The following is a 24,814-nucleotide window of genomic DNA, read 5'->3' as shown; positions in this document are numbered from 1 at the left end:
CGGCCGGCTCCGCGCAGCGGAGTCGCCGGTGCGCGATTAAGCGGCAAGAAACGGCGACAGATCCTGCGGCGTTGCGCGCACGCCCTGCAGCGGTTCGGCATCGAATGACAAACCGAAATCCTGCTGCATCAGCAGCAACGTTCGCTCCGCCAGCGCGGTGATCGTCAGCAGCGGATTGACACCGAGTGAACGCGGCATCACCGAGCCATCGACAACGTAAAGCCCTGCGTGCACATCCGCCGCGCCGTGCCCCGCTCCGGTGTCGAACACCTGCCCCTTGTGATTGATGACCCCCGCGCCGCTATCGCGTCCCATGCCGGCGCCACCGAGCGGATGCGCCGTTGCGGGCTGATGGCCCATCACCGTGCCGGACAGCGGGTTCTTGACATAACTGCCGCCAGACTGCGCCACGACCCTGGACAGAATTTCATCGAGGCGCGCATAGACAGGCTCGCTCTTGGCGTCCGGCCAACGCAACGAAAGGCGATCATCGTCGAGCACGAAGCGGCCCGATGCACTGTCGTGCGACACAGCGAAGAAGGTTTGCAATCGCGCGAACGACCCTTTGTAGACGCCGTTGACAAGGCTTTGCAGCGCGCCGAGCAAACGCCCGTTGGGCAGAAACAACACCGGCAGAACCGGAGCGATCGCCGATGGCAGCACGCCTTCCTGCACGCGCAGTTCGTTCGCCAGCACGCTGTCGTCGTCAATTTCGAGCTGACCGGAAACGGCGGCGCCAATCTCAACGCCTTCCAGCTTGGCCGGATGCCCAACCCCGACTGCGTTTACCGGCTCGCGCGCGCCATAGCCGAAGGCAATGATGTCACCGTTAGCCGAGAAGCTGGCGCCCGCACGATCTGACAGCGCCAAGCCCTGGGCCCGGGAACGGAGCAATATCTCGCTGGTGCCAAGCGTGCCCGCAGAGAGGATCACGACGTCGGCGCACAACACGATTTCCTGCGTGTCGTCTTTCCGGTCCAGACGGCGCACATGAACCGTCCACGTACCATCCGGCTGCTTGCGCACATAACGCACGCCAGCATGGGTGAACAGCTCAGCGCCATGGCGCACCGCATCGGGCAGATACGTCAGCGCGACGGAATTCTTGGCGCCTACATTGCAACCGCCGCAGCAATCGCCGCAACGGGTGCAGCCCGGCTGCTCGACGCCGACGACGTTGGTCTGTGGCTCGAAGCTGACTGTGATGGTGGGCCGCACAATTGAATGACCCAGCGCGGCGCCTGCGGATTGCAGTGTGCGATATTTGGTGAAACTGTCAGCGCGCGGATCGGCCTGCGGATTGAGCCATAAACGGGCGCGGCGAAAGCCTTCATCCAGCAGCCCATCGCGCGCGACTTCATCCGGCCAGCATGGATCTTCGAACACGCGATCATCGGGGCGTAGTGCTACGCCGGCATTGATGAGCGAGCCGCCGCCCAGCCCGCAGCCGACGAGAACGTGCATATCTTCGCCCAGACGCACATCATAAAGCGCGGAAGATGGACCGGTGCGGAGCTTCTTGCCCGTAACCTGCATTTCGTTTTTCAGATCGGGAAAGCGGGAAGGAAAGCCGCCTGCGAGCACCTCGCGTCCGCGCTCAAGCACGGCAACCGATTTGCCTGCGCGCGCCAGACGGGAGGCGGAAACGCCGCCGCCGTAACCGGAACCGACAACGATCACGTCATAGCGATCGCGTGCATGCTCAAGGGTGCGCGAAAGGCCGGTCATCTGCTCTTCCTGTTACCCTTTCCTCAGCTAACCGATTTGCGGCCTCGACGCCACCCGTTCGACGCGGTGTGATTGCTGACACGCAGTGTCATCAAAATATCGAACCGCGCTTTAATTCCGCCGGAATTGCCGATTTACTGCAAGGCTTGTTGAAAGCCATGTGACCGGACTCGCTGAGATCCGGCTGGCGCGCGCCGCGATGCGGAGTGCGCGTTCCGCGTTCAACAAAAAGAGCCGAGGCCGTAGCTCACCGGTAGAGCACCCGGGCAGACCGGGAGGAAGGGGGTTCAATTCCCTTCGGCTTCTCCATGCGACCGCTCAATGGTTGAGCACAAGATTAGGGATCTTGCTGTGCGGGTTCGAATCCCGCGAATGCCTTCGAAGCATCTTCTTGAACTTGGGGAAGCCGGTCTGCTTTCCGGCCCTTCGGGGCAACACTTGAGGCGCTTTGCGCCACGGCGGATACCGCCTGACCGCAATGCCGGAGCACGGGCACCGGCGCTGTTCCAACCATCCGGAGCAGCGGCAGCAACCCGGCGCAGAAGGCGGCGTGGTCTGGCTCAAGCCGCGGCCCGTGTCTCTGATGTGGGCAGCGGACCGGCAACCTTCGCAGCTTCGATTGAGCCGATATTTGATTGGATAGTGTTATGCGGAAGTTTGGTTTCTGGTTTGAAATTACGGTGCGCGACGATGAGCGCGCGTTTCTTTCTCGCGACGGCCGCTTTGAGTGCCTGCTGGGGCCGGGACGCACAATTGCGTTCGATCCGCTGCGCCAGCTCAGCGCGGAAATTGTGAAGGTGGTGCGGACGGAACTGAACGCCGAGCGCGCCTCGTTGCTTCAGCGCACCCATCGCACGGTTGCCGAGCAGAACTTCGAACTGGTGCAGACCAGCCCGACCGAAGTTGCAATCGTTACGCTCGACGGGACGCCGCGCCATCTGGTGCCGCCCAACAGCACGCGTGCGTTCTGGCGCGTGCTGACGGCCGTCGATGTCGAGGTGATCGACACCACTGACGAACTGCGCGTGGCAAAGCAGCATATCAACCGGATTGATCTCGCCAACGCGACCAAGCTGATCGTGTTTGCGATCATCGACGCGCATGAAACCGGCCTGCTGACGGTCGATGGTGAGCTCAAGGAGCGGCTGTCGCCCGGCTTCCACGCATTCTGGCAGATTGGACGCACGGTGAAGATCGCGAAGGTGGACATGCGTCCGCAGCCGCTGGAGGTGACTGCGCAGGAGATCCTGACCAAGGATCGCATTGCCATCCGCATCACGCTGACGGCGTTCATCAAGGTGATCGATCCGGAGAAGGCGACCAAGGCAGCGGCGGATGTCGCGGGCACGCTTTACCGGCTGGTGCAGTTTGCCATTCGCGAAGCCGTGGCGACGCGGACGCTGGATGAAATTCTGGCTGCGCGCGACACGATTGATCGCGAGGTGCAAACCTTCGTCGCCGAGCGGGCTGCAGATCTGGGCGTCGAGATCGGCGCCATTGGCGTCAAGGACATCATCTTGCCCGGTGACGTGCGCGAGCTGCTGAACAAGGTTGTAGAGGCGGAGCGGCTGGCGAAGGCTAACCTGATCCGCAGGCAGGAGGAGACAGCCGCGACGCGCTCGCTGCTCAACACCGCTAAGCTGATGGAAGACAATCCGCTGCTGCTGCGGCTGAAGGAGTTGGAGGCGCTGGAGAAGCTGGTCGAGAAAGTCGGCCGGATCGATCTGCACACCGGCGGCAACAGCGGCGGGGCCGGCTTCGATGCTTTGCTGCAGAACCTCTATCGCCTGAGCCGCGAGAAGCCGGAGAACGCCTGACAGCAACACGCCGCATCAGTGCGCCGTGCCTGCTCCGGTACTGAGCGCAGGTTCAAAAACGAAAGAGGGGCCCGGAACATTCCGGGCGCCTCTTTTTTGTTTCAGCGGTTTTCTCAGTGCGTCGTTTCAGCGACGAGGATCAGCGCAGCGGCGCCTTCAGCGTGCCGGCGCGCTTCGCCGTTTCAGCCGAATACTTCATCTGCACCACTGCCTTTTGTGGCGTGAAAGCATCGCCCACTTCGTCCTGTAGCGCCTCCGCCACGATGCGGCCCAGGCAGCCATAACCGGTATCGCTGAGGTGGAAGCCATCGGCCGCCAGCAGCTGCTGCGCCGTGTATTGGGCCGAGCTGACCAGATGCTTCATGATCGCATAGCGCCGCAGCACCGGGATGCCGCGTTGCTCCGCAATCTGGCGAATGGATGCCAGATAGGGCGGGAAGCTGCTGACCTTTTCGGAGCGCGGATAATACTGCATGTCGAGCAGCACGATATCGATGCCCGCCTGCTGCATCTGCTCGATGCCCGACACCACGGTCGCGCGGAACTTGTCGAGCGGAACCCCGCGCAGCGCATCGTTGACGCCCGTCTGCCAGATGACCAGCGTGGGCTTGCGCGCGATCACATCCTTTTTGATGCGCTTCAACATATGCGTGGCGAGCTGACCGCCGACGCCCATGTTTTCGACTTTGATGGTGCTGCCCGGAAAGCGTCGACGCAGTTCCGCCTGCAGCTTCACCGGATAACTGGCCTTGGGGCTGGATGCGCCAACGCCCTGCGTGCTCGATGAACCCAGAGCGATGATGCTGACGGGCTGGCCACCAGCGAGCGCCGCCGTGAACTTTGGCAGCGGCGCATTGAAATGCACCAGCGTATCCGGTGCTTCACAGGTGGCGTTGGCTGCCGCTGGCGGAACCATCGCCAGCGAGACAGCTATGCTTGCAATTGCTGCGAAGGCGCAGCGGATCGACGGACGGTTGCAAACCGGCGCAGCGATGGCACGAAGCCAAAGTCGGTGCTGCGGTTGCGCTGCGCTACTATCCATGCAGTCCCCAACAGTATCCCGATACCCACGGTGTTGATCAGGATCTGTAGAGCAAGTCCCTTACCGAGTTCAACCATTACAATCCAACCGATAAATGACAGGATTGTGCCAACGCAGAAGACTTCTAATGAGTGACGGCCACAGCGGCCCACAGCCATCGCCCACGGACGCGTAAGAAACGCACTTTGCGGCGCCATCAGCACCATGACGAGATAGCCAAGTGCTACAACGTTCATAAGACGCCATAGAGAAACGTAAGTTTTATCCATATGGCCGAGCGGATTCGCCGCAAGTAGACGCGTCTGTTCAAAGCCCGGAATCTGCGTCCACGGCGCGACTGCGATAAACGCAAAAGCGAGATAAGCTACTGCAATCGTAACGAGTGGACGCGAGGCCTGCACCGCTGCATTGCGCGTGAAGTGCGCAGTCAGCGCACCAACAGTTATGATGAGCTGCCAGGCAAACGGGTTGAATACCCAACCACGCGAATGCTGCATGCTCGGCAGGTTCATCGTCACAACGTTGGCGACAGCCCACAGACCAAACGACAGCACCAGTGCCTGCCAGGGATTGCGATGGATGAGCCAGAGCACAAGCGGCATCCAGAACATCAGCAGCACAATGTAGAGCGGCAGGATGTTGAGCAGGTTCGGCTGATTGGCGAGCAACGCCGCCTGCACGGCTGAGCGTAGCGGATCGATGGAGAAGACATGCACGCCGATGTTCTTGGCGTATGAGAACTTGCCGAAGTAGGCCGCCGCGAGCGTGAGGCCGATGCCGCAGATGACAATCAGCGCAAGGTGCCAGAAGTAGATGTCGCGCACGCGCTCATAGACCCGCAGCGTGCCGGCCTTGAATCCCTGATGCTCGAACGTGCGGCTGTAAGCCAGCACAGCGGAGAAGCCCGCAAGCAGCACGAACACTTCCGCAGCGTCCGCGAAACCGAAATTCCGCAGGGTGAATTTCGCGAACACGTTATCCGGCACGTGATCCACGAAAATGAAGATCAGCGCCAGGCCGCGAAAAAAGTCGATTCTGAGGTCGCGCCGTGAAAGAGAGCTTATTTCGCCCTTCGGCATGGTTCCCACCTAGGCCGCTGATAGGACAAGTGACACCGGAACGGGCAACACTGCACGTTCCAGTTAACCCAAACAACGCGACACGACAGTCGCCAGTTCCTGAAAGGTAATTGCGGCGCGACGGGGGCCTCGCAGGACACCCTGCTTTTGAGACGACAACCAACTTTGCATAGTCCGACGTCCAATGGCACCCGGAGCGTACTGACCGGAGAAGATCATGGATTCCGCCTGAACGGCACATGAACCGCGCGTTAGGGATGAAAATCTGGCCGGTCGCCCGCGCGCGAATTGCCAGGACAGGCAATAAATCTGCGCCAAGAAAGCACCCCAGCGACTGACAGGCCTCAGCAGCGATAGACCACCGCGCCGCCGGTGAGACCTGCGCCCGCTGCGCACATCAGCAGCGTTTGGCCCGGCTGTACCTGCCCCGCCTCCATCGCCAGCGAGAGCGTGAAAGGTATCGTTGCCGCCGAACTGTTGCCGAAGGCCGCGACGCTGCTCAGCACCTGCTCACTCGGCATGCCGAGTTGCTTCGACACAGCGGCGATGATCCGGCCATTTGCCTGGTGCGGCACAAGCCAGTCCACCAGGTCCAGCTCAAGCGCCGACATCGCGAGCGCCTTCTGCGATGCATCAGTCATCATCTCGACGGCGCGCACGAACACCGCCTTGCCGTCGGTGATGGTCATCAGCGTTTCTTCGATCGGCAGGTCAGCGGCGAACGGTCGTCGACTGCCGCCGCCAGCAATCTGGATCAGACCATAGGCGCTGCCATCGGTGGCGAGACTGGCGCCAAGTACGCCGGTGTCGGCGCGATCGGTTGGCAGCAGAACCACAGCGCCAGCGGCATCGGCAAACAACACAGAGCTGGCCCGCTCGGCCGGATTGATGCGGCGGGAAAGAATGTTCGCGGCCACCACCAGCACCGGCGCACGGTGGATGCGAGCAAAGCTGTCGCCCAGAGCAAGCGCATAAAGGAAGCCGCCGCAGGCTCCGGCCATGTCGATGCCGCCGGAGTTGCTGAGGCCGAGCTTATGGGTGAGCAGTGGCGCCGATGGCGGCAGCGGATTATCCGGCGTGCTGGTGGCCAGCAATGTCAGCGCGACGGCGTTGCGATCGATCCCGGCGTTGCGCAGCGCCATGTCGGCGGCAGGGAAGGCGATGTCAGTCAGCGCCTGCTCAGGCGCTGCATACCGGCGCTCTTCGATACCGGTACGCCGCTTGATCCAACCGGGTTCAAGCCCCAGGCGCTGTTCGATCTCCGCGTTAGTGACGCGCTGCTCTGGCGCATAATGTCCGGCGCCCGCGATTGTTGTTCCAGCAATGCTCATGCGGTTTGCCTCGCCAGCCAATCCGGCGCGTCGGCAATGGCATTGTACACGAGATCAAGCTCCTGCCCGGTGATGCAGTAGGGGGGCATGACGTAGATGGTATTGCCCAGCGGGCGCAACAACACGCCACGCTCAAGGAAGAAGCGCGACAGTGCGGGCGCCACGCTGGCGAGATAGCCGCCATCGGGGACCTTGAGATCGAGCGCCGCGATGGTGCCGAGCTGACGAACATTTTCGAAGTGCGGATTGCTATCAAAAGCTGTCAGGCGCGCGGCATGCGCATCGGACAACACGGCCAGACGATCGGCAACAGGCTCATCGCGCCAGATTTCAAGATTGGAGACCGCAGCGGCGCAGGCGATGGGGTTGGCGGTGTAGGAACTGGAATGGAAGAACATGCGCGAACGATCGTGCGAACGGTGCGCGTCAAAAATCGGCGCCGTGCACAACGTTACCGCCAGCGGCATCGACCCGCCGGTGATGCCCTTGGCAAGACACATGATGTCGGGTGAAACACCTGCAACATCGCACGCCAGCATCTGACCCGTACGGCCCCAGCCGGTCATGACCTCGTCGGCAATCAGCAGCACACCATGCGCATCGGCGACACGGCGCAATTCCCGCAGCACGCTTGCGTCGTAAATCAGCATGCCGCCCGCGCCGAGGATCAACGGCTCAACGATCAGCGCGGCAACATCGCCGGCAGCGCACGCGGCTGCAAACGCATCGATGGTGAGCTGTTCGTTGCCAGCAGATGGAAACGGTATGCGCGCCACATCGAACAACAGCGGCTCATAGGGGCTGCTGAACACCCCGCGCGCGCCGACCGACATGCTGCCGACGGTGTCGCCGTGATAGGCATGTTCGAAGGCCACGATGCGGCTGCGCGCTTCGCCAATGTTGCGGAAGTAGCCGAGCGCCATCTTCAACGCGACTTCGACCGAGGTTGAACCGCTATCGGAGAAAAACACGTGCTCAAGGCCACGCGGTGCAAAATCAATCAGGCCGCGGGCCAGCGTCTCGGCGGGATCGTGCGTGAAACCGGCGAAGATCACCTGATCCAGCGTCTGCGCCTGCCGCGAAATGGCATCGACAATCTTGGGGTGGCAGTGACCGTGCGTGATCACCCACCACGACGAAATCGCATCGAGCAACTTCGTGCCGTCACGCGTTTCAAGCCAGGCGCCGGAAGCTGACGCAATCGGCATCATCGACGGCAGCAAACCGTGCTGCGTGAATGGATGCCAGATCGGGCTGCCGGAGCTTTTCGTCATGGCGTGGACGGATGCGCAGATGACGGTGGTGCAGCAGGGGCCGTTGCGATGAAATCAGCGATACGGAAGTTGGCGGCAAATGCAGCGGAAAGCGACGCGGGTGAAAGCTCATCGAGATGCGGCAGGCGACCCAAGCGACGCGTGCCGCCCATGGTGACAATGGTGTTTTCCGAATCTGACATGCTGTCGCCAATGAAAGCGACGCCGAGCAACGGAACACCACGACGCTGCAGCGCTTCGATGGACAACAGGCTGTGATTGATCGTGCCCAACCGGGTTGAGGCGACGAGCACCACCGGCAATTTCCAGCGCGCATAAAGATCGAGCTGCAGGTAGTCGCGCCGCAGCGGCACCATCAAACCACCGGCGCCTTCGATGATAAGCGGCGCGCCACCGGGCGTGGCAGGCACGGCCGAAAGAGTTTCGACGTCGATCTCGATGCCGTCGCGCTCGGCTGCAAGATGCGGCGATGCCGGTGTCTTAAGGCGATAGGTTTCAGGCAGGATATTCTCGCGATCGGCTGCTGCCAGACGGCGGACAGTGTCGCTGTCGGTCGGGCCGGACAATCCGGCCTGAACCGGCTTCCAGTACGCGCCATCCAGGGCTGCCACCAATGCGGCTGAAAACACCGTTTTGCCGATGCCCGTATCCGTCCCCGTCACGACGATTGTCGCGCTCATGGCTGCAGCCTCTCCAGCTCCTCGGCGAGCGCATCGATCACAGCGGCGACCTGCGCTTCATCAACGTTCAACGTCAACATCAGGCGTAGTCGCGCGGTGCCCTCCGGCACGGTTGGCGGACGCACGGCGCGAATGTCGAACCCACGCTGCTGCATGGCGGCGGCAAGGCGCGTTGCGCGCTCGTCAGAGCCGACGATGACAGGCTGAATGTGCGTGCCCGAAACCGGCAAACCGCAACGCTCTCTCAATCGCGTGCCCGCAAACGCGACCAGCGCTGCGAGCTTGTCCCGCCGCGCATCTCCGAAGCGGCTGACAAGCAAGGACGCGCGCACAACCGATGTAATCAACGGCGACGGCGCTGTGGCATAGATGAATGGCCGCGATCTATTGATGATGTAGTCGCAAAGTATTTTTGGGCCGGTGACCAGCGCACCCATGGCACCCAGCGCCTTGCCGCACGTGTGCAGCGCGACGACATTTTCGCGCCCTTCAAGGTCTGCGCCTAAGCCACGTCCCATGCGGCCCATAACGCCCGTAGCGTGTGCTTCGTCGATGACGAGCACACCGCTGTGGCGGTCGGCGATGGCAATGAGATCATTCAGCGGCGCAGCGTCGCCGTCCATGCTGTAGAGGCTCTCGACGGCAATCCAGGGCGTGCCCGTGCCGCCGTTGCCGCGCCAGTACGTGATCGCGTCCTCGACCGCCTGCGCATCGTTATGACGGGCCGGGACACTGTCTGCCTTGCCCAGCCGCATTCCATCGTGAACCGATGCATGGATCAGTTCATCGTAAACAACCAGATCGCCGCGCTGCGGCAACGTTGAGAAGATCGCAAGATTGGCCAGAAAGCCACCGCCGAAAAACAGCGCGCACTCAGCACCAAAGAAGGCTGCCGCTTCTGCTTCCAGCGCTTCGTGTTCGCGATCGTTGCCGCGCAACAGACGCGAGCCGCCCGAGCCGATGGAAACATCGCGTGCTACAGCCGAGCGCGCAGCGTCGCGCAACTCCGAGGAGCGCCCGAGCGCGAGGTAATCGTTAGAGCTGAAATCGAGGCCGGCTGCCGGTGCGAGCGCCCGAAGGCGCCCGCGTCGCGTCAGAGCTTCAAGCGCACGCTCATGGCTCTTGTACATCGCCCTGCTCGCCCGCTCCGTTCTTGAGTTCGAGCGGCTTCAAGCCCAGCTTTTCGAACAGCACGGCATCGCTGTCTTCGCCCGGGTTGTCGGTTGTCAGCAGCGTGTCGCCAATGAAAATCGAATTGGCGCCGGCGAAGAAACACAGCGCCTGCGTCTCGTCGCTCATCTCGGTACGGCCAGCGGACAAACGGACAAACGACTGAGGCATCATGATGCGCGCCAGAGCGATGGTGCGCACGAAATTGATGCCGTCGATCTTTTCCGCATCGGCCATCGGCGTGCCCGGGATCGGGATCAGCATATTGATCGGCACGCTTTCCGGATGCTCTGGCAGGTTGGCCAGCGTCAGCAGCATGTCGACGCGATCTTCGGGCTCCTCGCCCATGCCGACGATGCCGCCACAGCAGACCTTGATGCCAGCCTCGCGCACACGCGACAGCGTGTCGAGCCGATCAGCGAACGTGCGCGTGGTGATGACCTTGTCGTAGTAGCGTTCGGACGTATCGATGTTGTGGTTGTAGTAATCGAGACCGGCGTGCTTGAGCTGCATGACATCATCGTCGGACAACATGCCGAGCGTCATGCATGTCTCCATGCCCATCTCTTTCACGCCCTCGACCATCGCGCACAGCGTTTCCATGTCGCGGTTCTTGGGCGAGCGCCACGCGGCACCCATGCAATAGCGGGTAGCGCCCTGCTCCTTCGCCTTGCGCGCCTCGGAAAGCACCCGCTCCACCTGCATCAGCTTGCTGGCTTTAAGGCCGGAGGAGTGATGCGCGGACTGGCTGCAGTAACCACAGTTTTCTGCACAGCCGCCGGTCTTGATCGACAGCAGACGGCTGCACTGCACGGAGTTGGGTTCAAAATACCGACGGTGAATCGTGTGAGCCTTGAACAACAGATCGTTGAACGGCGCATCATAAAGAGCCTGCGCTTCCTCGCGTGACCAGTCATGGCGCACCGAGCGGTCGGCAGATTGGCTCGTCCCTACGGATGCATGGGACGTCCGCAGCTCCATAATTTGCATAAAGCTTCCTCCAAGGCCGGCCATCTGCAGCCAACAACGCCCCGTTGTTTGCACCGGGCTGGAAATACCCGCAAGGGTGAAAGGAAGAACCGATACGCTGTGTCGCCCGTAATACTTGCAGCGACCGCTTGCTCCGGGCGAAACGCAGCCCCTCGGACACAACCCCAGATCAACAATCCGGGCCGTCGAACAAAAACAATCGGAATTTGGAACACAGTTAACGTAACAACGTTTGCGCTGTGTACGTATTAGTTTTGCGGAGCCGATGTCGATCTTGCGCCCGCGTGTCGCACCTTTAAGTTGAATAGCTGAAATAGACGTGGACAACCTCAGTGCAACATGACCTAATGCGGGTTATAGTTAATCGCGATTATTATGCAGTACTTCGAAGTGCACTTTAGTTTTCAAAATAATGGCGTACGCGTCATATGCACTACAAAGCTTTCGTATTTCGCGTTGCCGGACATTGGCGGGCCAGAGGCGGGGCCAACAAATGCTCCATAATTCCTTTGGCTCGGAGGCAAGTCACTCAAACCTTCGAGGCTCCCCATGACAGCGGTAGGACGGTTCTCCACACGGCCCCTTTATCTGCAAGTTAAGGACACGCTGATCCAGCGCATAGCGGCAGGCGCATGGAAACCCGGGGCAGCAATACCGAACGAAATTGAGCTTTCGCGAGAATTGGGAATAAGCGTTGGCACGGTGCGCAAAGCACTTGATGAAATGGAAACTGAGCGGCTGATTTCCCGACGCCAGGGCCGCGGTACATTCGTAATAGATCAAACTTCCAACGAGCATGCTGTTCGCTTCAGCAATATCCGCGAGCGCGATGGATCAAAAATAGTGGGCGATGCGGAAAGCTCGTCTGTGCTCGAAGGCACCGCAAGTGAATGCGAGGCGCGCAACCTGCAGTTGCGAATTGGTGAGCCCGTCTATCGGATACGCCGCGTTCTTTCCCACAAAGGCGCACCACTACTGACCGAAGAATCCACCGTTTCGCAATCGCGATTCCCCGGCCTTTCACAAGCCGATGACATCTCGCCCAGCATTGTTGTGCTTTCCCATCATTACGGAGTTCTGCTGGGGCGCGCGGAGGAGAAGGTCGCCGTTACAACTGCCAGCGACATCGATGCGCAATTACTGAAGGTCACTGAGGGCACACCGCTGCTTACTCTGGACAGCATAGTGTTTTCTATCGACGGAAAGCCTGTCGAATGGAGGCAGGCTAAGTGCAACCTGGATGGCTACCATTACTACGCTGAGATGAATTAGCCCCGACCTGACGGTTAATTTATTTTGTACTTTGCAATGCACGGATATGTTTGAGAACTTACTTCGCTAGGCCTAGCGCTCGTGCGATCGCACGAAATACGTAAGTGTTGTCAACGCGTCCGCGAAAAGCGTCTGCACCGGGTCCATCTGCTGTCAGCAGGACATCGTCAGCTGCGTGGACGCCACTGCGCGCGGTAATCGGAAGATTGCCGATCTTGCGGGCTGCACCCGGCGCGCAATAGGTTGGACTCGCAACCGCAGTCGCCTTCTCTCCTGTCTTCTCCCCCGCCGCATCAGCAGCAACGACTGGAACGTTTTCACCTCCAAGATGAGGCCGCCCCGCATCGCAGTGATCGGGATAGGCGGCGAATACCATCGCCAACCGCCGCTCCACATCAACACGGGGCGGATAACCGGCTTCATCCGGCGCCGGGTAATTTGGAAAGCCTGCGGACGCATAGGTCTGCAGACGCTCGCGCAACTCATCGCCCTTGCGGTCGTCATATGTGCCGATGATCGAAACCGGATGCGCATGATCCGGCACGACGATCACGAGTGTATCATTGCTGCGGGCAGCATATTCCTTGGCCACAGCCACGGCATTATCGAACATGATGGTGTCGTAGACAGCGCGCTCCCAATCGAGCGAATGGCTGTATTTGTCGATGCGCCCGGCTTCGACCAGCAGCAAGAAGCCCTGGTCATTGCGCGACAGCACCTGCAACGCCGCGCGAACGCTGTCGGTTAGATCCGGCTGATCGGGGAATTTGGCGACAGTGCCCTTCTTCAGAAACCGGCGATCGAGCGCGCCATCGATATTGCGATCATTGAACAGCCCAAGCAGCCGGCGCGTTTCAGGCCGCGCCGCGACATCGCCAAGCGTCGTTGCAGTATCGACGAACGCATACCCGCCGTTCTGAAACTTCTGGATGTAGTCCTGCCCGTCCCGACGCTTGCCCCGATCGACGCCAGCAGGCCGGAAGAACTGCGCACCACCGCCGAGAACAACATCCGGCTGCAAATTGAAGTACATCTCGACGATGTCTTCATAGTCAGCACGCGCGCGCGTATGCGCAACGAAACCGGACGGTGTTGCGTCCTGAATCTCGGTGTCGGTTACGATGCCAACGGCCAATCCAAGCTTGCGCTTTGCAAGCTCGGCGATCGTCTCGAACTGCGGATGCTGGCGGTTGGCGAGATTTGATGCGCAATAAACACCCAACGCATTCACGCAAGATTTGTGGCCTGTGGCATAGGCGGTGATCGAATTCGCGCTGTCGGTCACGATTGAATCGGTACCGGAGGTTGAAACGAGCGCCATGTTGGACATCGAGTCCATAGCAAGCTCGCCGTGATATTTCCCCTGCGAGATTCCCTTCGACAGCATGCGCGCCGCCGTTCGGTGCGCGATTGAAAGACCGTCTCCGACCAGCAATATGACGTTGCGGGCAAGCCTGCCGTCGGGCGTGCCGAACACATCCCACGTGACGCTCGCTGTTGAACCACCGGCCGATGCTTCGACGACAACCGGCCCGCTGCTGGACAGTTCAGCATCCCTGATCCAGTAGGCCGTCCGCGCGGCTCCGTCCTCGCGCTCGACAACGGTCGCTTTCTTGCCAAGCACCTTGCTCGCGTCTTCGCCGTTAATGGTCACGCGCAGATCGCCCGATGTCGGCGCTCCGGGAAACTCGACCTTCAGATCGAATTTGGCGCCCCGCAGGATCTGCGCCCGGTCTATAGGGTAAATCGTTTGCGCGGCGGCCACGCCACTCCACGCCAGTGCCACAATGACGAATACGAGGCGAACGGGCGATGTCATCGGGCCTAATTCCGTTGAGACATGGAACTCCAACCTCGCGCTTAGCCCGCGTGAATGAAGCCTATATGACAGCAACCCAGCGTCATTTTTGCTCCGCCATAGGATTATTGGTAACTATTTGGTAATGAATAGTATCAGCAAGCATTGAAATAGATCGGATTCGATTCAACTCTCGCACATCGCCAGCAGGGGAAGTTCGTGGGGGCTGCGATGAGAGAAGACAAAAAGCGACGGCTGTTTGAGCTGCTGCGATCGAACGAAATTCTGAAGATCAAAGGCTACTCGCTGGCCTATGACGACGGCGGCGGCATCGTTGTCGATCGCGCCGGGCATGTGCATGGTATCTGGAGCCACGATGCGCGCAGCTATACGTGGATCTCACCCGGCAACACTGAGCCGCGCTTCCGCACAGAGGATGTGAGGTCGGCCGTGCTCTATACGGTGGTCGTGCTCGCGCAAACGTGATGATCGCGCACGAACCCGCGCGCGACGCTCCGATCTACGATCAGCGTCAGTTCGCTTCTTCAGGCAGATCAGGCAGCGGAACGATCGCAATGCCTTCATCCAGCATGCTACGAACTTCGTCCGCCGAAGCGGTGCCGCGGATCGCACGCTGTTCAACTTCGCGATAGTGAATCGCGCGCGCTTCATCAGGGAAACGGTCGCCGACATTTTCCGATTGCGCCTCAACCATCTGGCGCACTTCCCGCATTAACGCCCGCACCTTGGCGGCAGTATCTTCGTGCGGCGACAGCGTTTCTGTGGCACGGCTGCTTACAGCAACATTGGGCGCCATGATCGATTTCTCGACCTTGCGGCTAGCGCATACCGGACACACGACATCACCTGCGCTCGCCTGAGCATCATATGATGTGCTGGAGGCAAACCACGCTTCAAACTCGTGGTCGCCTGCACACCTGAGACTGTATCTGATCACGTCGTAGCACCACCCTGGCGAGGAGGCGGCGACGTCACCAGATCGAACGGGCGATCATTGCGCAGCGATGGCACCTGCTGGCGAATCTGCTCAAGCCGCGGAAGATCGATGTCGGCAACGATAACGCCGGGATCAACACCGCCTTCGCCCAGAATTTCGCCCCACGGCGAAATGATGAGGCTGTGCCCAAACGTTTCGCGGCTGTCCTCGTGCTTGCCGCCCTGCGCCGCTGCGAACACATAGCATTGGCACTCGATGGCCCGCGCCCGCAGCAGTGTGTGCCAGTGCGCGGCGCCGGTTGGGCGGGTGAATGCCGCCGGAACGGCCAGGAAATGCGCGCCACCGTGCGCAAGCGTACGATGCAGGTGCGGAAAGCGCAGATCGTAGCAGATCGTCATGCCCAAGCCGCCCCACGGAATCTGCGCCAGAACAGCAGACTTTCCGGGCTCATAGCTGGCGCTCTCGCGATAGCTTTCGCCGTTCGCAAGGTCGACATCGAACATGTGGATTTTGTCGTAGCGCGCGACGATCTCACCTTCAGGTGAAAACAGGAGTGAGCGATTTACCGGTTTTCCGGCCTCGCCCTGCAGCGCCAGCGAGCCGATGTGCAGCCATACGCCCAGCTCCCGCGCCAGCTCCGTGAAGCCAAGAATTGCAGGGTCTTCAGCTTCTGGACGCAACGCATCCGGCAAGCGGGTGCGATCGATCTCCAGAATGTTGGTCATCTCCGGCGTCTGGATGTATTGCGCACCCTCACCCGCCGCCTGCCGGATCAAGGCACACGCAGCGTCAATATTCGGCGCGACGGTTCTGCCCGAACACATCTGCACGAGGCCGACGCGAAACTTATCTGGCGCGACCGACATCGGATGCCACCCTTCGTGAAATTTGATTTGCTGCCGATCTGATTGCTACACGGCTAGCAATCCGTCCAGCTTGCCGTCGCGGTCCAGCGCGTAGAGATCATCGCAGCCGCCGACATGCTGATCGCCGATCCAGATCTGCGGGACCGTGTGCCGGCCGCCGGCCTTCTCGCGCATCTGCGCCCGCACGTCGTGCTGGCTGGCGTCGATTTCCTCGAACGCGGTGATGCCCTTCTTGCGCAGCAGCTCTTTGGCCATGTGGCAGTATGGGCAAAAACGGGTGGTATAGACGGTGATCTTTGGCATGGGCTTAAGATGCGTCCCCTTTCATGCGCCCGCCCGCTCCAGAGCCTTTCAGCGTTTCGTTGAATCGCGGAAAGGCTCTAGACGTTTGTTTCTACGTGCTTCTTGTCGGAAAACCGGTTTCCACTTTTCCGGAAGCACTCCAAGCGACGACGCACTGCCATTTTAATGCTTTCGCGGCGCAGCGCAAATCGCGACGAATACTAGACATTTCCGGAAAAGAATTGCCGGGAACTGGGCAACCGCGCCCTGCGCCTCAGGGCGGCAGCAGCGCGTCGTCGGTAACGATCGCCAGCGCCAGAACATCCACCCGCGCAGCACCGCCATTCTTGAGGGCGCGGGCGCACGCACGGACCGTTGCGCCGGTGGTGATAACGTCGTCCACCAGCACGATCCGGGCGCCTTCAAGTTTGCCGCGCGCGCTGGCCGAAACCGCGAAGGCGCCGGCGACATTATCGCGACGCTGCACACGCGTAAGGCCTACCTGCGGCTGCGTTTTGCGGCTGCGCACCAGGGCCGCTGGCCAGTACAGCAACCCGGTATTGCGGGCAATCTCCTGCGCCAGCACCGCCGACTGATTGAACCGACGCCCAAGCAGACGCCAGCGGGTGAGCGGCACCGGGATCAGGGCATCGGCGTCGGACAGCAGCTCCGCCCCGGCCGACGCCATGACGCGGCCGAAAAACTGCCGCCCGCCATGCTGGTCGCGAAACTTTAGCCCATGCACTAACTCGCGCATGACGCCGTCAAAGCGGGCCACAGCGCGGGCGCGGTCATATTCAGGCGGGTCGGCTGCCGCCGCAGCGGATATGGCCGGGGCACCAATATCCATGGCGAGCGGCGTACCGAGGCGATCGCATACTGGCTGGCGGATAAAGTCGACCCGGCTCCAGCACTGCGCGCACAGGGCCCCATGCTGGGCGATCGGCGCATGGCAGGCCAGACACAGCGGCGGCACGAGAAAATCCGATACCGCGCGCGCAGCCCGGCGCATCGGCGCAGTTGTGCTATTCCATGCTGCAGACATAGGTTAAGGCCGAAATTCAGTAAGTTCCCATCTCTCCGATGGTAACGTGCCGGCACGAGAGAGGCGACACGCTTTTCGTCCGGCCACGCGCAAGGCCGTCATCGATCCGGATTTAGCCGTTGCAATCCCAGCCCGAACTCACCCGCATTTTCGACCGCACGCTGCTGACCCGGCGGCGGCGGCGCTTCGCCGGTCGCGCGTCCGAGCATGACTTTCTGCTGCAGCGCGTGGCGGACGACCTGTCCGAGCGGCTGGCAATCGTGCGCCGTACGCTACCGTTGGCGGCTAACATCGGTGCGCATCACGGTGTGGTGAGTGAACGCATTCGCGGGCTGGCGGGCGTGGAACGGATCATTGATCTTGATCCGGTGGCAGCGCTGCTGGCGCGGAGCCCCGCCGACCTGCGCGTGGTTGCCGACGAAGAAGCGCTTCCCTTTGGCGACGGCACGCTCGATCTGGCGGTGTCAGCGCTGTCGCTCCAGCTCGTCAACGATCTGCCGGGAACGCTGATTCAGATCCGCCGCGCATTGCGACCGGACGGCTTGTTGCTGGCTTCAGTACTCGGCGGCACCACGCTTTATGAGCTACGCGCAGCGTGGCTGGCGGCGGAAGCGGAAGTTTCGGGCGGAGCGTCGCCGCGCGTGGCGCCATTCGCCGACGTGCGCGACATGGGTGCGCTGCTGCAGCGCGCGGGCTTTGCGCTGCCAGTGGTCGATTCCGAAACCGTGACTGTCACCTATTCCGATCCGCTCAGTCTGATGCGCGAAATCAAAGCGATGGGCGCCAGCAATATGCTCATCGCGCGCCGCAAAACGCCGGTGACGCGAGGTCTGCTGTTGCGCGCAGCGGAAATTTACATCGAGCGCTATGCGCAAGCTGATGGCCGCATTCCGGCGACGTTTGAAATTCTGACGCTGACCGCGTGGGCGCCGGACGAAAGCCAGCCCAAACCGCTGCGGCCGGGCTCTGCATCCACGCGTCTTGCGGAGGCATTGGGCGTGCCCGAACGGAAGCTGGACGAATAGCTGACGGCATTGTGCCGACTGGAGCGTGGCAAGGCTGTAGGCTCCAGCACACTCCGCACGCCCCACACGACTAACTGCTGTAGCGCTTAGCTGAGCAGATCGCGCAATGCCGGAATGAGCGGCACATCGGCGGGCGGCATCGGGTAGTCCTTCAGCCGCATGGCCCGCACCCATGCAAGCTCCTGCCCCTCCTGCGCGGCAACCATGCCGTCCCACTGCCGAACCAGAAACAACGGCATCAGCAGGTGAAACTTCTCGTAGGTGTGGCTGGCGAAGGTGATCGGGTGCAGGCACTCGGGGCAGACATCGATGCCTAGCTCCTCGAACAGCTCGCGCCGCAACGCTGCTTCAGGCGTCTCGCCGGGCTCCACCTTGCCACCGGGAAACTCCCACAGACCGGCCATGTCCTTGCCGGGCGGGCGACGGGTGAGAAGGACGCGATTATCGGTATCGACGATCGCCGCTGCTGCGACGAGGAGTATGGGCTGGCTCATGAAGCCAGCCCATACTCTAGGACGCGCCTGCTGCATAGGGGAACTGGGAGGTTGCTCCCTTAGGCGGCGCCAAAGGGCAGCCGTCGTAGGCCGACTACCCAATCCATGCTGTGCGAGCCCTGTGCTTTCACACGCCCCGCCAATCGCGAGGCTTAAGCCGAATAGCGGGCACGCAGCGCTTCGAACTTCTGCACCTGCTCCGGGATAAGGTCTCGGTTGTCGTCGCGGCCAACGAAGATCTTGAACACAGCTTCGCCCGCGGCGTTATAGAACTGCACCGACATGCTGATGCGCTTCAAACCGCGTGCAACGAAAGCAATGGCCTTGCAGTTGTCAGCCTTGATGTGACCGCCGATCGGGCTGTCGCCATGGATGTTGTAATAGCCATGGCCGAACGTGCCCGGCGGAACCTTGCCGGTGCACTCAAGCACGATATCGCTATTGTGAATGAGGAACAGAACATCGCCCCACGAGGAGATGTCCTGCATGATGTCGGCAAAGGCGTCGCCCGAAACGACCACACCCTGATCGGCCGGCAGATTGCGCACAACCTCCAGCGTGCTGACGCCATATTCGCGGGCGATCTGCTCAAGCAGATCACCGGCACCAGCGGCGACACGCTCCGCCAGTGGCGGACGTTCAGTTGTAGCGACTGCAGCGGTTTCCATGATCTCAGCTCCGCCGATTATTCCGCAGCCACGGGCGTCTTGGAGGTGCCGTCGTTCGTCTGCTCCATCAGCACGGTGAAGCCTTCGAATTCCGGATGACCGACATAAAGCGGCTTCACGTCACCGCTGCCCGCGCGCGCATGCGCCTTGCGGAACTGCTCCGACTTGGTCCACGCCTCGAAGTCTTCCTTGGAGCGCCAGACAGTGTGCGAGGAATAAAGCACATGGTCTTCACGCTCCGGGCCCTTGAGCAAATGGAACTCAACAAAGCCGGGCAACTCGTGCAGATGCGTCTCGCGCGAAAGCCAGACATGCTCGAAGTCTTTTTCAGAACCCTTCTGCACCTTGAAGCGGTTCATGGCGATGAACTTGGACATTCTATTTGCCTCCCATGGGCGTGTTGAACTCACATCGGCGGATACATGGTACCCGCCGATGTCGATGCCTAGGTGTCGCTGACATATGCCAACAGGTTTATCACGGCATCAAGCCGAGCCAAACCCGTCAGAACTGCGCCCTCGCCGACAGGATGAAGGTTCGGCCACGGCCACTCTGAGGTTCAGCCGGACACGTGCTCGGAATAGTGAAGGAGACACAGGCCGAAGACTGCGCTGTACCTAGCACTGGCGTGTAAGTGCGGTCGAAAACGTTGGTCACCATGGCGCCGAGTGTCACGCCTTCCCAAACATTATAGTTTGCGAACAGATCGACCAATTCGTAGCCAGCCCGGCGACCAGCTGTAGCCGTAGCGCTCGGATCGTCAGCCCCTGACACGATGGAAGCGCGAGCTCCCACCTCAAGCGCTTCGTCGAGGAACCGGAGACCACCCGTAAGAACGAGGTTGTGCTCCGGCATATAGGTGCTGCCGCCGAAAGAGGATGTGAGCTGAGAAGGCAAAGTGCTGTTGTTGTAGCTGTACACAAGGCCGGCAAACGCGAACCCGGTGTCGTAATCGGCTTGAACTTCGACGCCCTCAACCAAGCTCGTGCCGGGTACGTTATCGAAGAAATAGACGGTAGACGGTACCGTCGACATGCGCGTCACGATGTAGTTGTCGACGTCCATGCGATAGTACGCTGCCTTGAGGCCGAAGACGTCGCCACGATTGATCACGTCACGCTGCAGGTAATTGAAGCCCAACTCGTAACCCTGCTGCGTTTCAGCATCCAGAGCCGGGTTAGGTCTGTAGAAGCCGGTGGTTCCTGCACCTGGATGACTACCACCAAAGAACATTTCATTGGTTGTCGGCGCGCGCATCGATCCTGAATAAGTCGCGTAAACCTGGAAACCCTTGAACGGATTTACAGCGAGCGTCAGCTTCGGATCGAAACGACCATCTTCATTCTCAATGCCAGCGTAAGCTCCGTTGCCTTCCACCGAGTAGTGGTCGTAGCGAAGGCCCGCAATGAAATCGACGATGCCGTAGGTGAAAGTAGTGTTCGAAAACGCACCGCCAACGGTCATCGTGCCGCCGGGGTTCACGTTGCCGTTGGCAACCGTGTATTCGTCGCGGAAGTACTCATAACCGTAGGTGGAAGCAACCTTCACCTGGCCGAGCATGAACCGGGACGTGTTGGATAGATCGAAGCCAATGCCGCGGTCTTCAATCGTACGACCGACACTTGAATTACCTGCCGAGTTCACCGCGCTCAGATACTCAATCTCGACATTGCTGTACTGGATGCCGGCCTGGAAATTGACCAGGTTATTGTCGGCTGGCGCATAGTGAAAGAGACCGTTGGCAATCCGAGATGTGACGTTCTGATTTACCGACTGCGCGCTGAAGTCGTTGTCATAGAACACGCCGCCGAAATCTACGCGCGCTTCCGGTGAAAGATACGCATAGGCCTTGGCGAGACCTGAGACCACATCCTGATCGGTGAAGCGAACCGTTTCACCGTTACCATTCTTGTAGTTATCCCGATTGCTACCGCTGATCGCGGCCGCGACACCGGCAGTGCTGTTACGCATACCGGCACCGATCATCTTCGACCATCCGGTGCCGTTGCTGCCCCAGGTGACGGCGGAAAGCACGCCAGCGTTCTGGCCATCCTTGATAATGTCGCTTACGCCGAGCGTACGGAAATTAGCCGCGCCTGCCAGAGCACCTGCACCGCCGCGGCCGGAAACTGCACCGCGCTGAATATCAATACCCGCCAGCAACATCGGATCGACATACGCAAAGCCAGCGGCTTCGTGGCCAGTAAATCGAATATTCTGGCGGACGCCGTCGATCATCATGTTAACGCGGCCCTGGCCCTCAAAGCCGCGAATGTTGACGGCGGTGCCAGGATTGCCTGCGCTTTCGCGTGTGAATGTTCCGGGCGTCGCGCGCAGAACACCGTCCGTGCGAACCTGCCCGAAGGTGTTCAGCTCACTGCTGTCGATTACACTTACGCCAGCCGGCACCGTGTAAGGCACAAACGATGGCTCAGTAACTGCAGCGGAAGTAGCCTGCGTCTGCGGAGCCTGCATCGGCTGTGGTGCAGAAACTGCAGCGCTCGGCGAAGACTTCTTGGCGGCTGCCTTCTTTTTCGTCGGCTTCTTGGCCTGCGCACCCTCTACAGTAAGAGGGGGGAGTTGAGTTTCCTGCGCGAACGCATCGCTGGCGACAGAAACAGCAACGACAGAAACACCAAGCAAGAGGAAGGCCCTAACGAATGGCCCTGAAACCGGAGCACCGGGAGTACGGGAGCGCCCGGCTGAGCCATCGATACTCTTGCTTGATTGAACTTCCCTGAGCCCTGAGGCTCCTGCGGGCGAACCCGCAGCCGCAACTTCACACGCAACGCTACGCGCACGCACTAACTCAACCCCCCAAAACGCATACCAAAGGGCTGGCTGGCTCATGCACGCAACACATACGCGTACTACTGGCGGGCTTGCCTCAATTCCGATGCGTTGCCCACGACGGTGGGACGCACCTAATCCGGCACTGCCGGACTTGTACAAGTTAATGTTTTATGACTATTAGAGTCAAGAAATGTGTTCGGGCGCAAATCTGCCACAAACGCCGCACCGCTCGCATTTCGAGGCCATCTTCAAAAAAGCCATGGAGCGCAGGTCATGAAGGCCGCTGCCAAAGAAGAAACCTATCCCGATGCGGCCGTAGAGCATATTACAGGTTCTAATGGCGAACGCAAAGTGCGCGTTGCGGTGAAGGATATTCTGAAAGGCGGCCGCGAGGCCATACTTGAGCACGACGGCATGGACTACCGTCTGCGCATCACCGCCAACGGCAAGCTCATCCTGACAAAGTGAGATATCAATGTTTCGCAGCTATCTGATACGCACTTGCGCCTCTTCCCTCCTGCTTGCAGCTGGCGTTGCCATGTCGGCAACTTCGACGCTGGCCGAACAATTGATCGTGGATGGCAGCGGACGCGACGTTAAGGTGACCGACACCTCACGCATCCTCTCCGTCGGCGGCGATGTAACCGAAATTCTCTATGCTCTGCGCGCCGACGACAAAATCATCGCCATCGATTCAACGAGCCAGTTTCCTGGCGACGCGCTGCAAAAGAAAACCGACGTAGGTTATCTGCGCGCGCTGTCAGCCGAGGGTGTGCTTTCCACCAATCCTTCAGTCATCATTGCCTCATCGGACGCGGGCCCGCCTCCGGTCATTGAGGTGCTGAAGTCTTCGTCTGTTCCCTATGTGATGGTGCCTGACGATAAAACACCCGAGGGTGTGGCCAACAAGATCCGCTTCATCGCGAAAGTTGTAGGCCTGGAAGCTGCGGGCGAAGCTCTGGCCAAGGACGTCGAGCGCGACTTTGCACTGCTGGCGGAGCAGCGCGCCAAGATCACGAAGCCGAAGCGCGCGCTGTTCGTGCTGAGCGTGCAGAGCGGCAAGGCCACCATTGGCGGCGCTGGAACCGGCGCCGATGCGATGATCCAGCTTGCCGGCGCGGTGAATGCAGGGGCCTCGGTTCCAGGCTACAAGCCCATGACCGATGAATCCGGCGTAGAGCTTGCTCCTGACGCGATCCTCACCATGCAGCATGGCGGCGGTGGCATGCATTCCGATCGCATAAAAACCGTCCCGTCACTTGCTGGCAGCCCAGCCATGAAGAATGGCGAGATCATCGAGATGAACGGCCTTTATCTTCTCGGTTTCGGGCCACGCTGCGCACGCGCCGCCCGTGAACTGATGGCCGCCCTTTATCCCGAACTGGTGCAGAAGAAGGCGAGCGCTGCCGAATGACGAGTGAAGCAATTCCCCTCTCGGGCAGCCGGGCGGGGAAAACCCACCGCATGAGCGCTGCCCAGGTCATCATTGGCAGCGCTGTACTTCTAGCTGTTGCGATAGTTGCGTCGCTTTCACTGGGGCCCACGGGCATCACGTTGTCGTCTTTGCCGCGTGCGCTCTCTGCCGCCATCAGCGGCACAACCGATGCCACCATCGCCCGCGAACAACTGGTGCTGCTCGACATTCGTCTGCCGCGCACGTTGCTCGGCATTTTCGTCGGCGCGAGCCTGGCGATTGCCGGCGCAATAATGCAGGGGTTGTTCCGCAACCCGCTGGCTGACCCTGGCCTCGTTGGTGTGTCGTCCGGCGCAGCACTCTTTGCCGTCGCAACCATCGTGCTGGGCAATGGTATTGCCGCGCCGATACTCGCGCCCCTCGGCATCTACGCATTGCCTGTTGCCGCGTTCTTCGGCGGCATGGTGACGACGCTGATACTTGTCACGATCGCCGGACGTCACGGCCAGCTCATGATTGGCACCCTGCTGCTTGCGGGTATCGCGCTTGGTGCTCTTTCAGGTGCGCTAACCGGCCTGCTCGCATACGCCAGCGACGACCGTCAGCTACGCGACCTTACCTTCTGGTCCATGGGTAGCCTCGGCGGTGCCAACTGGCCCAAAATTCTTGCCGTGCTGCCATTCGGTATTTTGATTGCACTGCTGACGCCACTGCTGATCCGCGGCCTGAACGGCTTCCTGTTGGGCGAAGCCGAAGCGTTTCACCTCGGCATCAATGTCGAGCGCACCAAGCGCATCGCGATTGTAGCGACCGCTGCATCCGTCGGCGCCGCCGTCGCGATGGCTGGCGTTATCGGCTTCATTGGCATCGTTGTGCCTCATATCATTCGCCTGCTCGCCGGGCCGGATCATCGCGTCGTGCTGCCGGGCAGCGCACTGTTTGGCGCGGCGCTGCTGCTGTTCGCCGATATCATCGCGCGGCTCATCGTGCGTCCGGCAGAGCTGCCCATCGGCATCGTGATGGCTGCGATCGGAACGCCCGTGTTCCTGCATCTGGTGATGAAACGCGGCATCGGCGGCTCGGAGTAA

General features: G+C 60.7%; 24 protein-coding genes and 1 tRNA gene. 8 read left to right on the top strand and 17 right to left on the bottom strand.

Going from position 1 to position 24,814, the window contains the following annotated elements:
- Positions 1–36: 36 nt before the first annotated feature.
- Positions 37–1,728, bottom strand: a complete 1,692-nt coding sequence (locus QEZ49_RS15240) for a GMC family oxidoreductase N-terminal domain-containing protein (protein WP_280388219.1) — start codon at positions 1,726–1,728, stop codon at positions 37–39.
- A gap of 236 nt (positions 1,729–1,964) precedes the next feature.
- Between QEZ49_RS15240 and QEZ49_RS15235 the strand changes: the two genes are divergently transcribed.
- Positions 1,965–2,037, top strand: a tRNA-Leu gene (locus tag QEZ49_RS15235).
- Positions 2,038–2,375: 338 nt separating this feature from the next.
- Entirely contained in the window at positions 2,376–3,545 is a 1,170-nt protein-coding gene (locus QEZ49_RS15230) for a slipin family protein (RefSeq protein WP_280388218.1), read from the top strand.
- A gap of 139 nt (positions 3,546–3,684) precedes the next feature.
- Here the strand turns inward: QEZ49_RS15230 and QEZ49_RS15225 are convergent, their stop codons facing one another.
- The 7 genes from QEZ49_RS15225 to bioB all read right to left on the bottom strand — a co-directional run bounded on the left by QEZ49_RS15225 (position 3,685) and on the right by bioB (position 11,102).
- Positions 3,685–4,461, bottom strand: a complete 777-nt coding sequence (locus tag QEZ49_RS15225) for an SGNH/GDSL hydrolase family protein (protein ID WP_280388217.1) — start codon at positions 4,459–4,461, stop codon at positions 3,685–3,687.
- A gap of 14 nt (positions 4,462–4,475) precedes the next feature.
- Positions 4,476–5,666 (bottom strand): OpgC domain-containing protein, encoded by a 1,191-nt coding sequence (locus QEZ49_RS15220; protein WP_280388216.1) that lies wholly within the window; start codon positions 5,664–5,666, stop codon positions 4,476–4,478.
- Between the two features lie 344 nt (positions 5,667–6,010).
- Positions 6,011–6,997: a beta-ketoacyl-ACP synthase III gene (locus QEZ49_RS15215; RefSeq protein ID WP_280388215.1), complete on the bottom strand. Its 987-nt coding sequence runs from the start codon at positions 6,995–6,997 to the stop codon at positions 6,011–6,013.
- Positions 6,994–8,271: an adenosylmethionine--8-amino-7-oxononanoate transaminase gene (locus QEZ49_RS15210; RefSeq protein WP_280388214.1), complete on the bottom strand. Its 1,278-nt coding sequence runs from the start codon at positions 8,269–8,271 to the stop codon at positions 6,994–6,996. Before QEZ49_RS15210 ends, QEZ49_RS15215 begins: the two co-directional genes overlap by 4 nt.
- Complete coding sequence (gene bioD, locus QEZ49_RS15205) at positions 8,268–8,951, bottom strand: dethiobiotin synthase (RefSeq protein WP_280388213.1); 684 nt, start codon at positions 8,949–8,951, stop codon at positions 8,268–8,270. Before bioD ends, QEZ49_RS15210 begins: the two co-directional genes overlap by 4 nt.
- On the bottom strand, positions 8,948–10,081 hold the full coding sequence (locus QEZ49_RS15200) for an 8-amino-7-oxononanoate synthase (protein ID WP_280388212.1): 1,134 nt from the start codon (positions 10,079–10,081) through the stop codon (positions 8,948–8,950). The genes bioD and QEZ49_RS15200 overlap by 4 nt, the downstream gene beginning before the upstream one ends.
- A complete protein-coding gene (bioB, locus tag QEZ49_RS15195) occupies positions 10,065–11,102 on the bottom strand; it encodes a biotin synthase BioB (RefSeq protein ID WP_068462710.1) in 1,038 nt (345 codons plus the stop codon). The genes QEZ49_RS15200 and bioB overlap by 17 nt, the downstream gene beginning before the upstream one ends.
- A gap of 558 nt (positions 11,103–11,660) precedes the next feature.
- Here bioB and QEZ49_RS15190 point away from each other — a divergent pair.
- Complete coding sequence (locus tag QEZ49_RS15190; protein WP_280388211.1) at positions 11,661–12,383, top strand: GntR family transcriptional regulator; 723 nt, start codon at positions 11,661–11,663, stop codon at positions 12,381–12,383.
- A gap of 58 nt (positions 12,384–12,441) precedes the next feature.
- Here QEZ49_RS15190 and QEZ49_RS15185 read toward each other — a convergent pair whose 3' ends face one another.
- Complete coding sequence (locus QEZ49_RS15185) at positions 12,442–14,202, bottom strand: alkaline phosphatase (protein WP_280388210.1); 1,761 nt, start codon at positions 14,200–14,202, stop codon at positions 12,442–12,444.
- 210 nt (positions 14,203–14,412) lie between these two features.
- Between QEZ49_RS15185 and QEZ49_RS15180 the strand changes: the two genes are divergently transcribed.
- Positions 14,413–14,667 (top strand): hypothetical protein, encoded by a 255-nt coding sequence (locus QEZ49_RS15180; protein WP_280388209.1) that lies wholly within the window; start codon positions 14,413–14,415, stop codon positions 14,665–14,667.
- Between the two features lie 46 nt (positions 14,668–14,713).
- Here the strand turns inward: QEZ49_RS15180 and QEZ49_RS15175 are convergent, their stop codons facing one another.
- The 4 genes from QEZ49_RS15175 to QEZ49_RS15160 all read right to left on the bottom strand — a co-directional run bounded on the left by QEZ49_RS15175 (position 14,714) and on the right by QEZ49_RS15160 (position 17,299).
- Entirely contained in the window at positions 14,714–15,139 is a 426-nt protein-coding gene (locus QEZ49_RS15175; protein ID WP_280388207.1) for a DUF1178 family protein, read from the bottom strand.
- Positions 15,136–16,005, bottom strand: coding sequence for a carbon-nitrogen hydrolase family protein (locus QEZ49_RS15170; protein ID WP_280388205.1), 870 nt, complete (start codon positions 16,003–16,005; stop codon positions 15,136–15,138). The genes QEZ49_RS15175 and QEZ49_RS15170 overlap by 4 nt, the downstream gene beginning before the upstream one ends.
- Before the next feature lie 45 nt (positions 16,006–16,050).
- Positions 16,051–16,308 carry a glutaredoxin 3 gene (gene grxC, locus QEZ49_RS15165; protein WP_280388203.1) on the bottom strand — a complete coding sequence of 86 codons (258 nt, stop codon included), beginning with the start codon at positions 16,306–16,308 and terminating at the stop codon, positions 16,051–16,053.
- A gap of 253 nt (positions 16,309–16,561) precedes the next feature.
- Positions 16,562–17,299, bottom strand: coding sequence for a ComF family protein (locus QEZ49_RS15160; protein WP_280388202.1), 738 nt, complete (start codon positions 17,297–17,299; stop codon positions 16,562–16,564).
- 152 nt (positions 17,300–17,451) lie between these two features.
- Between QEZ49_RS15160 and QEZ49_RS15155 the strand changes: the two genes are divergently transcribed.
- Positions 17,452–18,357, top strand: coding sequence for a methyltransferase domain-containing protein (locus QEZ49_RS15155; RefSeq protein ID WP_280388200.1), 906 nt, complete (start codon positions 17,452–17,454; stop codon positions 18,355–18,357).
- 86 nt (positions 18,358–18,443) lie between these two features.
- On the opposite strand, the gene mutT is transcribed toward QEZ49_RS15155, so the two are convergent.
- From mutT to QEZ49_RS15135, 4 genes are all read right to left on the bottom strand, one after another.
- A complete protein-coding gene (gene mutT, locus QEZ49_RS15150; protein WP_280388197.1) occupies positions 18,444–18,851 on the bottom strand; it encodes an 8-oxo-dGTP diphosphatase MutT in 408 nt (135 codons plus the stop codon).
- Between the two features lie 152 nt (positions 18,852–19,003).
- A complete protein-coding gene (gene hutX, locus QEZ49_RS15145) occupies positions 19,004–19,519 on the bottom strand; it encodes a heme utilization cystosolic carrier protein HutX (protein ID WP_280388195.1) in 516 nt (171 codons plus the stop codon).
- Between the two features lie 17 nt (positions 19,520–19,536).
- The gene (locus QEZ49_RS15140) at positions 19,537–19,896 is read right to left on the bottom strand and encodes an antibiotic biosynthesis monooxygenase (protein ID WP_068462732.1); all 360 of its coding nucleotides are present in this window, start codon (positions 19,894–19,896) and stop codon (positions 19,537–19,539) included.
- 127 nt (positions 19,897–20,023) lie between these two features.
- Complete coding sequence (locus QEZ49_RS15135) at positions 20,024–22,162, bottom strand: TonB-dependent receptor (protein ID WP_280388193.1); 2,139 nt, start codon at positions 22,160–22,162, stop codon at positions 20,024–20,026.
- Between the two features lie 423 nt (positions 22,163–22,585).
- Between QEZ49_RS15135 and QEZ49_RS15130 the strand changes: the two genes are divergently transcribed.
- From QEZ49_RS15130 to QEZ49_RS15120, 3 genes are all read left to right on the top strand, one after another.
- On the top strand, positions 22,586–22,780 hold the full coding sequence (locus QEZ49_RS15130) for a hemin uptake protein HemP (RefSeq protein WP_280388191.1): 195 nt from the start codon (positions 22,586–22,588) through the stop codon (positions 22,778–22,780).
- 70 nt (positions 22,781–22,850) lie between these two features.
- Entirely contained in the window at positions 22,851–23,726 is an 876-nt protein-coding gene (locus tag QEZ49_RS15125; RefSeq protein ID WP_280388189.1) for an ABC transporter substrate-binding protein, read from the top strand.
- A 50-nt stretch (positions 23,727–23,776) separates the two neighbouring features.
- Positions 23,777–24,814: an iron chelate uptake ABC transporter family permease subunit gene (locus tag QEZ49_RS15120; RefSeq protein ID WP_280388187.1), complete on the top strand. Its 1,038-nt coding sequence runs from the start codon at positions 23,777–23,779 to the stop codon at positions 24,812–24,814.

Source organism: Hyphomicrobium sp. D-2, from assembly GCF_029872155.1.
Classification (GTDB): domain Bacteria; phylum Pseudomonadota; class Alphaproteobacteria; order Rhizobiales; family Hyphomicrobiaceae; genus Hyphomicrobium_A.
This window is presented reverse-complemented; position numbering and strand designations above follow the sequence as displayed.